This is a genomic window from Streptomyces botrytidirepellens, from assembly GCF_003721215.1.
GTDB classification, from domain to species: Bacteria; Actinomycetota; Actinomycetes; order Streptomycetales; family Streptomycetaceae; genus Streptomyces; species Streptomyces himastatinicus.
In genome coordinates this window covers 1-13,548 of record NZ_RIBZ01000803.1, presented here as the reverse complement: position 1 = coordinate 13,548, position 13,548 = coordinate 1, and the positions used below count along the sequence as shown (strand labels likewise).

The following is a 13,548-nucleotide window of genomic DNA, read 5'->3' as shown; positions in this document are numbered from 1 at the left end:
GGCCCCCACCGCGTGGGCCGCTCCCTCCGCGCTCCGCCCCCGCTAGACCTTGGCCGCCGCCGAGGAGCCGCTGTCGGCGTCACTGCCGGTGTCCGTCCCGGGCGTCGCCGCGTGTTCGGCCAGCACGCCCGTACGGTGGCGCTGGACGAACCAGTAGTAGGCGAAGCCGCCGAGCGCGACCGTCCCCACGAAGAGGAACGCGCCCCAGCGCAGATACCAGTGGTGCGGGGGAGCCGCGTTGTAGACCGCCTCGCGCGGCCACGCCAGGTTGAGGGTCATGCCCGCGCCCCACAGCACCGCGAGCACATTGACCGGCAGCCCGAACCGCCCCAGCGAGAACCGCCCCTCACCCGCCGGAGTCCACCGCCCCCGCACCCTGGCCACCAGCATCGGCAGCGTGACCAGCAGATACGCCACGTAGATCATGATGATCCCGATGCTGGTCACCACCGAGAAGATCTGCGGCTGACGGATGTTGACGGCCAGCACCCCCAGCGCGAGCAGGCCCACGATCACCGCGGGCAGCACCGGGGTCTTGAACCGCGGGCTCACCCGGGCCATCAGCGACGCGGCGGGCAGGTTGGTGTCCCGGGCCATCGCGAACGCCAGTCGCACGGCCGCCGTGTGCACCGCCAGCGCGCACACCGTCACCGCGATCAGCACGCACCACAGCATCGCCTTGCCGACCGTCGGCCCGAGCACGTCCAGCACCACGTACTGGAGGCCGTCCGTGGTCAGCCCCTCGCCGGTCAGACTCCCGACGCTCATCAGCGCCAGCAGCAGGATCAGCCCGCCCAGCACGAACGAGGCGATGAGCGCGCGCAGGATCGCCCGCGGCGCGTTGCGCGAGGGGTCCAGGGACTCCTCGCCGAGGGACGCCGCCGTGTCGAAGCCGTACATGACGTACGCGGAGGCCAGCGAGGCGGTGAGGAAGGCGCCCAGATAGCCGAGGTTCTGCCCGGAACCGGTGTGCGCGGTCTCCGTGACGACGTCCGGGCCGCGCACCACATGGACGGCGAGGAGGACGATCAGCACGACGGTGGCGATGAGTTCGAGGAACACCCCGGCCGTGTTGATCCGGGCCATCAGCTTCACCCCGAAGGCGTTGACCAGCGTGGTGAAGAGGATGAGCACCGCGGCCAGCAGCACCGCGTTGGTCGCCGTGTCGTACGTACCGGAGCCGTCCCCGATGAACTGGAACGCCGAGGAGATCTGCGGCAGCGTCAGCTGATAGGCGAGGGCGACCGCGGCCAGCGACACGATGGAGGCGACCAGCATCATCCACCCGGCCAGCCAGCCCACGTGCGGGTTGCCCAGCCGCTTCGCCCAGTTGTAGACGGAACCGGCGACCGGATGGCGGGCGGCCAGCTCCGCGAAGCACAGCGCCACCATGAGCTGTCCGGCGAAGACCATGGGCCAGGACCACCAGTAGGCGGGTCCGCCCTGGGCGAAGCCGAAGTAGAAGAGCTGGAAGGTGCCGGTGAGGATGGAGATGTAGCTGATCCCGGCGGCGAAGGTGTGGAAGCTGCCGAGGGTTCTCTTCAGTTCGGGGCGGTAGCCGAACTCGGTGAGTTCGGCGTCATCCTGCGAAGCGGACACGGTGGACACTCCCCTATCGGGCGGGCGGGCCCCGCACGGGTCACGGGCCCCGCGCGGGTCAGGTGAACCAACCCTGGGGCCTGGGGCGGGTGTTGCGCCAGATGTGCTTCGCCTGCCGATATTCGGCGAGCCCGCTCGGCCCCAGTTCCCGCCCCGTCCCGGACTGCTTGAACCCGCCCCACTCCGCCTGCGGAAGCGTCGGATGGAGGTAGTCGTTGATCCATACGGTGCCCAGCCGCAGCCGGGACGCGACCCGCTGCGCCCGCTCCTCGTCGCCGGACCACACCGCCCCCGCGAGCCCGTACACCGTGTCGTTGGCGAGCCGTATCGCCTCCTCCTCCGAGCCGAAACGCTCCACCGTGAGCACCGGCCCGAAGGACTCGTCCGCCAGCACCGACATCCCGCTGTGGCAGGAGTCGAGCACCGTCGGCCGGTAGTAGAAGCCGTCCGCCAGCTCCGGATCGTCCGGGCGGGAGCCGCCGCAGCGCAGCCGGGCGCCCTCCGCGAGCCCGGTGGCCACGTACGCCTCGACCTTGGCCCGGTGCGCGGCCGAGATCAGCGGACCGGCCTGGGCCCGCTCGTCGAACGGCCCGCCGAGCCGGATCCCGCGGGCGCGGCGCACCACCTCCTCCACGAAGGCGTCGTGCACCGGGTCCTCCACCAGCAGCCGGGCCCCCGCCGAGCAGACCTGCCCGGAGTGGTGGAAGACGGCGGTGAGCGCGTAGTCGACGGCCGTGTCGAAGTCCGCGTCCGCGAACACGATGTTGGGGTTCTTGCCGCCCAGTTCCAGAAAGGTCCGCTTGACCGTGTGGGAGGCCGCGGCCATGATGCGGCGCCCGGTCCGCAGGCCCCCGGTGAAGGACACCAGGTCCACATCCGGGTTGTCGGTGAGCGGGGCGCCCGCCTCGGCGCCCGGCCCCAGCACCAGGTTGGCCGTCCCGTCCGGCAGCCCCGCCTCCTCCAGCAGCCGGACCAGCGCGACGGCCGTGGACGGGGTCAGCTCGCTGGGCTTCAGGACGAAGGTGTTGCCCGCGGCGAGCGCGGGCGCCACCTTCCACGCGGCCTGGAGCAGGGGATAGTTCCACGGGGTGATCAGCGCGCAGACCCCGACCGGTTCGTACACGACGCGGCTGACGGCGTCCTCGGTACCGGTGTCCACGACCCGGTCCGCCCCGGTGCGCACCAGCTGCCCGTAGTAGCGGAAGCACGCGATCACATCGTCGACGTCCCGCGCGCTCTCCGCCAGCCGCTTCCCCGTGTCCAGGGACTCCGCGCGGGCCATCGCCGCCTTGTCGCGGGCCAGCAGACCGGCGACCCGCAGCAGCAGATCACCGCGGGCGGCGACCGGGGTGCGCGGCCAGGGGCCGTGGTCGAAGGCCTGCCGGGCGGCGGCCACCGCCTCGGCCGCGTCCTTGCCGCCGCCCTCGTCGACGACCGCCACCAGCGTGCCGTCGGCCGGGCACCTGATCTCCCGGGTGCGTTCGTCGATCGCCCCGGTCCACTGGCCTCCTATGAAGAGGTCCCTCACGGGCATTCCTCCGCTTCCGGGGTCGGGACATGGTCGGTCACCCATCGGTGAAACGCGCCGATGTGGTGTTCGCTGGGCACGAGCACCCCGCCGCGGCGGTACGCGCGCGAGTCCATGGCGGGCTGGGTGCGCTCACAGGCGTCGAAGTCCTGGGTGTTGACCCGGTGGAACAGCTCGACCGACTTCGACAGGTCCCGCTCCGACGCCACCACGTCCGGTACGTACAGCCAGTCACAGCTGACCAGCGTGCGGTCGGCGGCGAGCGGGAACATCCGGTGGAAGATCACATGGTCGGGGACCAGGTTGATGAAGACCTGCGGCTGCACGGTGATCGCGTAGTAGCGGCGGTCCTGTTCGTCGGCGATGCCGGTGATGCGGTCGAAGCCCGCGCTGCCGTCCACCGTGAACCCCTGGGCCTCCTCGGCGAACTCGGCACCGTGCCCCACGAAGTACTGCGCCGCCAGGCCGTCGGCGAACTCCGGCAGCACCTCGGTGAGTTCGGGGTGGATCGTCGCGCAGTGGTAGCACTCCATGAAGTTCTCGACGATCAGCTTCCAGTTGGCCTTGATGTCGTACTCGATCCGGCGGCCCAGCGACAGCCCCGCCACGCCGTACCGCTCCACGGCCTCCGCGTCGCCGAGCCGCTCGGCGACCGCCCCGACGACGGTCTCCTCGAACGACGGCGGCTCGTCGGCCAGGCACACCCAGGCGTAGCCCAGCCATTCGCGCAGCCGCACCGGCAGCAGCCCGCGCTCGGTGCGGTCCACATCGGGCATGCTCTGGAGGTTCGGGGCGGCGGTCAGCCGTCCGTCCAGGTCGTACGTCCAGGCGTGGTACGGGCACTGGAGCGAGCGCCGCACCGTGCCCGACTCCTCGGTGCACAGCCGGGCGCCGCGGTGGCGGCAGATGTTGAGGAACGCGCGCAGCTCACCGGCGCGGTTGCGGGTGATCAGCACGCTCTCGCGGCCCACCTGCACCGTGCGGAACGCCCCCGGCCGGTCCAGGTCGGCGCTGCGCACCGCGCAGAACCACATCGCCTCGAACAGGTGCTCCTGCTCCCGCCGGAAGACCGACGGGGAGGTGTACCAGTGGCCGGGGAGGGTGGTGATCAGGCTGGGGGACGTGGCGGCGGGGGACTCGGGAGCCACGGTCATGGGATTCTCCGTAAGGGGGCGCGACGGCGGTCAGCCGACGGGGGGTCGAAAAGAGTCGATGCGGATGGGGCCGGGACCGGTGCGGCGGCACGAGGGGTCACCGGCGGATGCGTTCCATGCCCGGATCGAAGAGGGGCTCGGCGGCGACGGTCGCGGGGACCTTCTCGCCGAAGTACTCGATGTGGACGGAGGTTCCGGGGACGGCCGCCGCGGCGGGCAGCCAGGCGTAGGCGACGGTGCGGCCGATGGTGTAGCCGTACGCGGCGCTGGTCACATAGCCGGCCGCCACGCCAGCCTCCCCTTCGACGTATACCGGCTCCTTGCCCAGGACGATCGCGGCCGGGTCGTCCAGGGTGAGACAGGCCAGCCTGCGCCGCGCCGTCTCCTCGCCGCGGCCCTCCAGTGCCGCACGCCCCAGGAAGTCGCCCTTGTTCATCCGGACGGCGAAGCCGACGCCCGCCTCGTACGGGTCGTGCTCGGTGGTCATGTCGTGGCCCCAGGCGCGGTAGCCCTTCTCCAGCCGCAGGCTGTTGAAGGCGGAGCGGCCGGCGGCGATCACCCCGTGCCGCTGCCCGGCCTCCCACAGCGTGTCCCACAGCCGCAGGCCGAGATCGGCGCTGGTGTACAGCTCCCAGCCCAGCTCACCGACGTAGCTCAGCCGCATCGCGGTCACCGGGACATGGCCGATGTAGGTCCGCCGGGCCTTGAAGTAGCCGAACGCCTGGTGCGAGAAGTCGTCCGGGGTCAGCGGCTGGACCAGCTCCCGGGCGAGCGGGCCCCACACCCCGACGCAGCAGGTGCCGGGCGTGATGTCGGCGATGTGGACGTCGTCGGGCGCGTGGCGCAGCAGCCAGTCCAGGTCGATGCCGCTGTTCGCGCCCACCTGGAAGCGCCTCTCGCCGAGGCGGGCGACGGTCAGGTCGCTGCGTACGCCCCCGGCCTCGTCCAGCAGCAGGGTGTAGGTGACCGCCCCCGGTTTCTTCGCGAGCTGATTGGTGGTCATGCGCTGGAGGAAGTCCAGGGCGCCGGGGCCGGTGACCTCCAGCCGCTTGAGCGGGGTCATGTCGTACAGCGCGACCCGTTCCCGGGTGGCCCGCGCCTCGGCGGCGGCGATCGGCGACCAGTAGCGGGCCGACCAGGCGTCGCGCTCGGGCACCTCGATCCCCTCGGCGAGCGGGGCGTTGGCCTCGTACCAGTGCGGCCGCTCCCAGCCCGCACCCTCCAGGAAGTACGCGCCCAGCTCCCGCTGGCGCCCGTAGAAGGGGCTGACCCGCAGCGGGCGCGGCCGCTCCATCGGCTGGAGCGGATGGATGACGTCGTACACCTCGGTGAAGCTCTGCGCGCCCCGCTCGGCGATGTAGGCGGGGGAGGTCTGGGCGTCCTCGAAGCGGTACGGATCGCATTCGTGGACGTCCATGGACGGCCGTCCGTCGGTCATCCACTCGGCGACGGCCTTGGCGACGCCCGCGGAGTGGGTCACCCACACCGCCTCGGCCAGCCAGAAGCCGCGCACCTCGCGGGACTCGCCGATGACCGGCATCCCGTCGGGGGTGAAGGAGAAGACCCCGTTGAACCCCTCCTCGACGCGGCTTCCGCCGAGTGCCGGGATCAGCCCGACGCTGTCTTCCCAGCTAAGCGCGAAGTCCTCCTCGGTGAACGGCAGCGAGGACGGCATCACCGGGGCGTCGTCGTAGGCGGGCACGGCGGCCGGGTCGACCGGCATCGGGCGGTGTGCGTAACTGCCGATGCCGATGCGGTCGGTGTGCTCGCGGTAGTACAGGTCGCGGTCCTGGAAGCGCAGCAGCGGCCGGCTCGCCTCGGTGCGCGGGTCGTTCACCCCGGCCAGTTCCGGCAGCGGCGCCGTCTTCGCGTACTGGTGGGCGAGCGGCAGCAGGGGGACGTTGACCCCCGCCATCGCACCGATCAGCGGACCCCAGAACCCGGCGGCCGAGACGACGATGTCGGCGGGGAAGGTGCCCCGGTCGGTGACGACCGCGGTGACCCGGCCGTCTTCCTGCTCGATGCCGGTGACGGTGTGCCGCTCCAGGAAGCGGGCGCCGCGCGCGGTGGCCCGCTCCATCTGGGCGCGGCAGGCGAGCAGCGCGCGGGCCAGCCCGTCGTCCGGGGTGTGGAAGCCGCCCAGGATCTTCTCCGGGTCCAGCAGCGGCCACAGCTCGGCGCACCGGGCGGGGGAGAGCAGTTCGCCCGTGACGCCCCAGGACGCGGCGAGCCCCGCTTTGCGGTGCAGATCGGCCCAGCGCTCCTCGCTGGTGGCGATCTCCAGACCGCCGACCGGGTTGAAGCAGGACAGCCCGTCGACCTCCAGCGCGGAGAACTTCTCCACCGTGTAGACGGCGAACTCGGTGAGGGTCTTGGAGGGGCTGGTCCGGAACACCAGCCCGGGCGCGTGCGAGGTCGAGCCGCCGGGGGCGGGCAGCGGTCCCTGCTCCAGGACCGTGACCCCGGTCCAGCCGCGTTGCGTCAGCTCGTCGGCGAGCGAGCAGCCGACGATCCCGGCGCCGACGATGACGACGCGCTGGTGCCTCTTTTCGGTCCCGGTCATCACAGCACCACCACCGAACGCAGCACCTCGCCGCGCTGCATCTTGGCGAACGCGGGCTCCACCTCGTCCAGCGTGATCGTCTCGCTGACGAACGCGTCCAGGTCGAGCTTGCGGCGGAGGTGGAGGTCGACCAGGACCGGGAAGTCCCGGCTGGGCAGACAGTCGCCGTACCAGGACGCCTTGAGCGCGCCGCCCCTCCCGAACACGTCGATCAGCGGCAGGTCGATCCGCATCTCCGGGTCCGGCACCCCGACCTGCACCAGCGTCCCGGCCAGATCGCGCATGTAGAAGCCCTGCCGGTAGGTCTCGGGACGGCCCACCGCGTCGATGACGATGTCGGCGCCCACGCCCCCGGTCAACTCGCGGACCGCCTCGACCGGGTCCGTACCCCGGGAGTTGACGGTGTCGGTGGCGCCGAAGCGGGTGGCCAGGTCCAGCTTGGCGTCGTCGATGTCCACGGCGATCACCCGGCGCGCCCCGGCCAGCGCGGAGGCGGCGATCGCCGCGTTGCCGACCCCGCCGCAGCCGATGACCGCGACGGTGTCGCCGTTGGACACCCCGCCGGTGTGCACCGCCGCGCCGTAACCGGCCATCACCCCGCAGCCGATCAGCCCCGCCGCCTCGGGCCGGGCCGACGGGTCGATCTTCACCGCCTGCCCCGCCGCGACCAGCGTCTTCTCGGCGAACGCGCCGATGCCCAGCGCCGGGCTCAGCTCGGTGCCGTCGGCGAGGGTCATGGGCTGGGCGGCATTGCGGCTCTCGAAGCAGTACCAGGGGCGGCCGCGGCGGCAGGAGCGGCAACCGCCGCAGGGCGCGCGCCAGGCCAGCACCACGTAGTCGCCGGGGGCCAGCCCGGTGACCCCCGGGCCCACCGACTCGACGATTCCGGCCGCCTCATGACCCAGCAGGTACGGGAATTCCTCGCCGATCGCACCGTCCCGGTAGTGCAGATCGGTGTGGCACACCCCGCACGCCTGCACTCCCACCAGCACCTCGCCGGGTCCGGGATCGGGCACGAGGGCCGGCAGCACCTCCACGGGTGCGCCCCTTTTCAGCGCGACGACGGCGCGGACTTCTTGCGGCATGGCTCACTCCTCTGTTCTCCTGCGCTGGCAGGGACCGGTGCGTGGGAGCTGGCACGAGCTGGCATGAGGTGTTCGGAAGAAGCGGGGAAGCCAAGCCGGTTGAAACGGCCGCTGGTTACCCCCCAGTTGCGTAATGCGCGGCGTGTTGCGCGATGAGGGACATCCTGAAAGCCGTCTCCACGGCGCGTCAAGAGGTTCGCGTAAACCGTCCGTAAACCAGCGCTGACCCCGGGTTTCCCGCCCAGCGCACGACGAAGGGGCCGGATCGGATCCGGCCCCTTCGGGTGGTTGATGGACGGAATTCGGTCAGCCGGGGAAGCCCATGCGGCGGGACAGCTCCTCGGCGGTCTTCATGGCGTGCTCGGCGAGATCCAGCAGCTGGCTCTGGGCCATCCGGTACACCGGACCCGAGACGCCGATCGCCCCGATCACCGCGCCGTCGTGGCCGCGCACCGGGGCGGCGACCGCGTTCAGCCCGATCTCGAGTTCCTCGCACGAGTAGGCGAAGCCGCGCTCGGCGGCGGTCTCCAGCTGCTGCCGCAGCTCCGCCGAGGTGGTGATGGTGTGCTCGGTGAACCGCGGCAGCTTCCGCGTCACCAGCCGCTCCCGCCGCTCGCCGCTCAGGTGGGCCAGCAGCATCTTGCCGCTGGCGGTCGCGTGCAGGGCGGTGCGCCGCCCCAGCCAGTTGTAGGCCGTCACCGCGGCGGCCCCGCGGGCCTGCATGATGTTGACCGCCGCGTCGCCGTCCAGCACCGCGATGTTGGCCGTCTCGCCGGTCTCGTCGGCCAGCGCCCGGCACACCGGGGCGCCCTCCTGTGAGATGTCGAGCCGGATGGCGGCCGCGCCCGCCAGTCTCAGCACCCCGGCGCCCAGGTAGTACTTCCCGCGGTCGCGTTCCTGGTCGACCAGGCCGCGGTTCTCCAGCACGCCCAGCAGCCGGAACGCGGTGGACTTGTGCACGCCCAGCTCATCGGCGATCTCGGTCACTCCGGCCTCGCCGAGTTTGGCGAGGATCTCCAGAACGCTGACCGCTCTGTCCACCGACTGCACTGACCCGGCGGCCCCCCGCTTGTCCTCGGCCCGGTCCTCGGTCGTGTTCGTCATGGGTCTGATCTCACCATCCGGCGGCTCCGAGTGGGGCCTCTCGACGGGCAACTCTTGACGGCTGCCCTCCTCATCTGGATTCTGTTGCGCATCGCGCATTTCGATGCGCCATTAACAACGCATGGTACCGATCAACGTGAGGGGGGCCAATGATTCCCGTCTGCCGTATCCAAGATCTGCCGGAAGGCGAGTCGGTGCGCATCGAGGCCGGCGACAGCCACGCAGCCATCGCCGTGTTCCACACCGAGGGCGCGTTCTACGCCGTCGACGACACATGCAGCCACCAGGACGCCTCCCTCTCCGAAGGCTGGCTCGAAGGCTGCTACGTCGAATGCCCGCTGCACGCCGCCCTGTTCGACCTGCGCTCCGGCATGCCCACCTGTCTGCCCGCCCGTAAGCCGGTACGGACGCATGCGGTCACGGTGGTCGACGGAATGCTCTATGTCCACCCCCTGGTGCCCGCGGCCCAGGAAGAAGCCGTCGCATGATGCGGACGGTGACCGTCGTCGGGGCCTCGCTCGCGGGGCTGCACGCGGCGCGGGGCCTGCGCGACCAGGGCTACGACGGGCGGTTGGTGATCGTCGGCGAGGAGCGCCACCGCCCGTACGACCGCCCTCCGCTGTCCAAGGAGTTTTTGACCGGCGAGGACGAGCCCGACGGCGGCCTCGGCCCGCTCGCCCTCACCGACCCCGAGGACGAGGCCGAACTGGACGCCGAGTGGCTGCTCGGCGTCCGGGCCGACCGGCTCGACCCCGCGTCCGGCACGGTCGGGCTGGCCGACGGCCGCACCCTGCGCACCGACGGCGTCGTCATCGCCACCGGGGCCGCGCCCCGGACGCTGCGCGCCACCGCCCTGCCCGGGGTGCACACCCTGCGCACCCTCGACGACGCCCGCCGCCTCCGCGCCGAGCTGCGCGCGGGGGCGGCCCGGGTGGTCGTCATCGGCGCCGGATTCATCGGCGCCGAGGTCGCCTCCTCCTGCGCCGCCCTCGGGCTGGACGTCACCGTGGTGGAGGCCGCGCCGCTGCCGCTCGTCCCGCAACTGGGGGAGCGCATGGCCCGGGTGTGCGCCTCTCTGCACGCCGCGCACGGCGTGACCCTGCTGTGCGGCACGGGGGTCGCCACCCTGCGCGGCACCGATCGCGTCACCGGCGTCGAGCTCGCCGACGGCCGGGTGCTGCCCGCCGATGTGGTGGTCGTCGGCGTCGGGGTGCGCCCGGTCACCGGCTGGCTGGAAGGCTCCGGGCTGGCCCTGGACGACGGGGTGCTGTGCGACGAGGGCTGCGCCACCGCGCTGCCGGGCGTCGTCGCCGTCGGCGACGTGGCCCGCCTCGCCCGGCCCGGTACGGGAGGCACCGTACGGGCCGAGCACTGGACCAGCGCCGCGGAACAGGGCGCGGTCGCCGCCCGCAACCTGCTCGCCGGGGCCACCGTCGAGCCCTTCGGGGCGCTGCCCTACTTCTGGTCCGACCAGTACGGCGCGCGCATCCAGTTCGCCGGGCGGCGCGAGCCGGGCGACACCGTCCGGATCGAAGAGGGCGATCCCGATGAGGGTGCGGGCGCGGGCGCGGCCGGTGGCTTCCTCGCCGTCTACGAACGCGACGCGATCCCCACCGCCGTCCTCGCCGTCAACCGGCCCAAACCCTTCACACGGCTGCGCCGCGAGCTCGCCCGCGGTCCCCGGCTCGCCGTGCGCTGACCGCCTCCTTACGGGCCCGCCGGCGCTGCCGGCGCATCTCCCGCGCCGTGCTGCTGGGCCGGGAGACCACCCCGTACCGCTGGTTCCACACCTGCCGGGTCACCCATACGTCCAGCACCCCCCAGGTCGCCACCACCGTGCTCGCCACCGCGGTGAGCACGGCGGGGAAGGCGAACCACGAACCGGCGAACGTGCACAGCACCGCCACCATCGCCAGCACCAGCGTCACCGCCACGATGATGACCGCCCGGACCGCCGAGGTGCGCACCGGTTCGGGCAGCCGCCGCCTGCGGGCGGGCTCCTCGGTCCATAGCTGCCGGGCCTTTGGTGCCGGGATGTCGCGATCCTTGTCCATGGTGTCCATGACGTTCCCACCCCTTTCGGCGCTGCCCCGGTCCGGTCGGTCACACATGGCGGGACTTGGGTCGTATGCACCCCTAGTGTGCCTTGTTGGATCACGAATGGCAGCGATCGGCGGTTCCCGTGGGGAGAGGAAAATCGGCCATCGGTGTCCGGCCCTGCGCACACCGTGACCGGCCGTCGGTGTGCCATGCCACGGGGGTTAAGTCCGATAATCATCGGACAACTGGTGATCATCGAATGTGGAGAGTTCCCGTAAGCGGTCGGACAAGCCTTCGGGATGACCAGGCCTCAGTAGTAGGCTCGCGCCGCTCGTTGTCGGAGAACATCAGTCACCGCCCCGGTCCACGGGGACGACGTTGGGGAGGCCATGCGCTTTCGCGGGAAGTCCATCCGCAGGAAGATCGTGGCGCTGTTGCTCGTGCCGCTTGTCTCGCTGACGGCGATCTGGGCCTTCGCGACAGTGATCACCGGCCGGGAGGCGCTGCAACTGCTCGACGCCTCCGCCATCATCGACAAGGCCGGTCAGCCCGCCGAGGACGCCGTGAACGCCGTCCAGCAGGAGCGCCGGCAGACCCTGATCCTGCTCGCGGACCCACGCCAGTCCGACGCGCTGCCCCTGCTCCACACCCAGCAGCGCAAGACCGACGAGGCCATCGCACGGTTGCGTGACGCCCAGTCGGACAGCACCGTGAACGACCGGATGAACAGCGAATCCGAGGGCCTGCTCGATGACGTCCTCAAGGCATCCGAAGGCCTCGACAGTCTGCGCCGGAAGGTCGAGGACAACGGTACCTCGCGGACCGCTGCCTATGAGTATTACAACAAACTCGTCGACCTCTGTTACGCCTTCCGCAGTTCGCTGCACGCCGTACCCGACACCGACCTGGACAAACAGGGCCGCGCGCTGGTCGCCATGATCCGCGCCCGGGAGGCCCTGTCCCGTGAGGACGCCCTGTACGTCTCCGCGCTGACGGCACGGAAGCTGACGCTCGCCGACCTCAAGTCGATGTCCGACCTCATCGCCGAGCGCACCCTGCTCTACAACACCAACCTGCCGATCCTGCCCGCCTCGGAGCAGAAGGTCTTCGCCGACTACCGGCGCACCAACGCCGCCCCCGCGGCCCTGCGCATCGCCGAGGGCAAGATCCTGGCCACCATGGAGCCGAGCCAGGCGATCGGCGCCCTGGACCGGGAGCACTGGGAGAACGCGGCCGGGCCCGTCCTCAACGACTACGACCGGCTGGGCGACGAGGCCACCGACCGCCTCCAGAAGCGCATCGACCCGGTGGCCAACAGCGTCCTGCTCAAGGCGGGCGCCGCCGCCGTCCTCGGCCTCCTCGCCTTCGTCCTCTCGGTCTTCGTCTCCGTCCGCATCGGCCGCGGCCTGGTCCGCGACCTGTCCCGGCTGCGCAACGACGCCCAGGAGGCGTCCAGCGTCCGGCTGCCGAGCGTCATGCGCCGCCTCGGCGCGGGCGAACACGTCGACGTCGAGCGGGAGGTGCCCCGCCTCCAGCACGGCCCCGATGAGATGGGCCAGGTGGGCCACGCCCTCAACACCCTCCAGCGGGCCGCCGTCGAGGCCGCCGTCAAACAGGCCGAACTGCGCCAAGGCGTCTCCGACGTCTTCGTCAACCTCGCCCGCCGCAGCCAGGTGCTGCTGCACCGCCAGCTGACCCTGCTCGACGCGATGGAGCGGCGCACCGAGGACACCGACGAACTCGCCGACCTGTTCCGGCTGGACCACATGACCACCCGCATGCGGCGGCACGCCGAGGGCCTGGTCATCCTCTCCGGCGCGGCCCCCTCCCGGCAGTGGCGCAAACCCATCCAGCTGATGGACGTCGTGCGCGCCGCCGTCGCCGAGGTCGAGGACTACGAGCGGATCGAGATCCGCAGGCTGCCCCGGATCGCGGTGAACGGCCCCGCGGTCGGCGACCTCACCCACCTCATCGCCGAACTCCTGGAGAACGCTACCGTCTTCTCCCCGCCGCACACCGCCGTCCAGGTGCACGGGGAGCGGGTCGCCAAGGGGTTCACGCTGGAGATCCACGACCGGGGGCTCGGCATGACGCCCGACGCCCTGACGGAGGCCAACCTCCGGCTCGCCGAGACTCCCGAGTTCGAGCTGTCCGACACCGACCGGCTCGGCCTGTTCGTGGTCAGCCGGCTCGCCCAGCGGCAGGGCGTACGGGTCTCGCTCCAGCCCTCCGCGTACGGCGGCACCACCGCCGTCGTGCTGATCCCGGCCGCCCTGCTCACCGAGTCCGGCCCGGACGGCCCGGGTGTGGACGACCCCGGCTCGGACGCCGACACCGGCCGTCAACGGACGCGGCAGCGCGGCGGCGCCCTGCCCGAGCAGCGCAGGCCCCGCGGCCCGTCCCCGTCCGTGGTGAGCGCGCCCGCCGCCGAACAGCACCAGCAGGCGCCCGACAGCCGGTCCGGCGCCCGCGAGG

The 13,548-nt window shown here is 71.8% G+C and carries 10 protein-coding genes; 3 read left to right on the top strand and 7 right to left on the bottom strand.

The features are described from left to right. Positions 1–42: 42 nt before the first annotated feature. The 6 genes from EEJ42_RS41230 to EEJ42_RS41205 all read right to left on the bottom strand — a co-directional run bounded on the left by EEJ42_RS41230 (position 43) and on the right by EEJ42_RS41205 (position 9,033). A complete protein-coding gene (locus tag EEJ42_RS41230; protein ID WP_123107264.1) occupies positions 43–1,608 on the bottom strand; it encodes an APC family permease in 1,566 nt (521 codons plus the stop codon). Positions 1,609–1,657: 49 nt separating this feature from the next. Beyond that, positions 1,658–3,127 carry an aldehyde dehydrogenase family protein gene (locus tag EEJ42_RS41225; RefSeq protein ID WP_425473046.1) on the bottom strand — a complete coding sequence of 490 codons (1,470 nt, stop codon included), beginning with the start codon at positions 3,125–3,127 and terminating at the stop codon, positions 1,658–1,660. Further along, positions 3,124–4,281, bottom strand: coding sequence for an aromatic ring-hydroxylating oxygenase subunit alpha (locus EEJ42_RS41220; protein ID WP_123107262.1), 1,158 nt, complete (start codon positions 4,279–4,281; stop codon positions 3,124–3,126). The genes EEJ42_RS41225 and EEJ42_RS41220 overlap by 4 nt, the downstream gene beginning before the upstream one ends. Positions 4,282–4,378: 97 nt before the next feature. Next, complete coding sequence (locus EEJ42_RS41215) at positions 4,379–6,844, bottom strand: GcvT family protein (protein ID WP_123107261.1); 2,466 nt, start codon at positions 6,842–6,844, stop codon at positions 4,379–4,381. Further along, complete coding sequence (locus EEJ42_RS41210; protein ID WP_123107260.1) at positions 6,844–7,929, bottom strand: S-(hydroxymethyl)mycothiol dehydrogenase; 1,086 nt, start codon at positions 7,927–7,929, stop codon at positions 6,844–6,846. The genes EEJ42_RS41215 and EEJ42_RS41210 overlap by 1 nt, the downstream gene beginning before the upstream one ends. A gap of 306 nt (positions 7,930–8,235) precedes the next feature. Beyond that, positions 8,236–9,033, bottom strand: a complete 798-nt coding sequence (locus EEJ42_RS41205; protein WP_123107259.1) for an IclR family transcriptional regulator — start codon at positions 9,031–9,033, stop codon at positions 8,236–8,238. Between the two features lie 149 nt (positions 9,034–9,182). Here EEJ42_RS41205 and EEJ42_RS41200 point away from each other — a divergent pair, with 149 nt between their 5' ends. Together EEJ42_RS41200 and EEJ42_RS41195 are read left to right on the top strand one after the other, a co-directional pair. Further along, positions 9,183–9,521, top strand: coding sequence for a bifunctional 3-phenylpropionate/cinnamic acid dioxygenase ferredoxin subunit (locus EEJ42_RS41200; protein WP_123107258.1), 339 nt, complete (start codon positions 9,183–9,185; stop codon positions 9,519–9,521). Beyond that, positions 9,521–10,732: an NAD(P)/FAD-dependent oxidoreductase gene (locus EEJ42_RS41195; protein WP_184503516.1), complete on the top strand. Its 1,212-nt coding sequence runs from the start codon at positions 9,521–9,523 to the stop codon at positions 10,730–10,732. The genes EEJ42_RS41200 and EEJ42_RS41195 overlap by 1 nt, the downstream gene beginning before the upstream one ends. On the opposite strand, the gene EEJ42_RS41190 is transcribed toward EEJ42_RS41195, so the two are convergent. After that, positions 10,680–11,096: a hypothetical protein gene (locus tag EEJ42_RS41190; protein WP_184503515.1), complete on the bottom strand. Its 417-nt coding sequence runs from the start codon at positions 11,094–11,096 to the stop codon at positions 10,680–10,682. The genes EEJ42_RS41195 and EEJ42_RS41190 overlap by 53 nt on opposite strands. A 366-nt stretch (positions 11,097–11,462) precedes the next feature. Here EEJ42_RS41190 and EEJ42_RS41185 point away from each other — a divergent pair. After that, positions 11,463–13,548 (top strand): sensor histidine kinase (locus EEJ42_RS41185; RefSeq protein WP_123107256.1); only part of this gene is annotated, 2,086 nt, incomplete at its 3' end.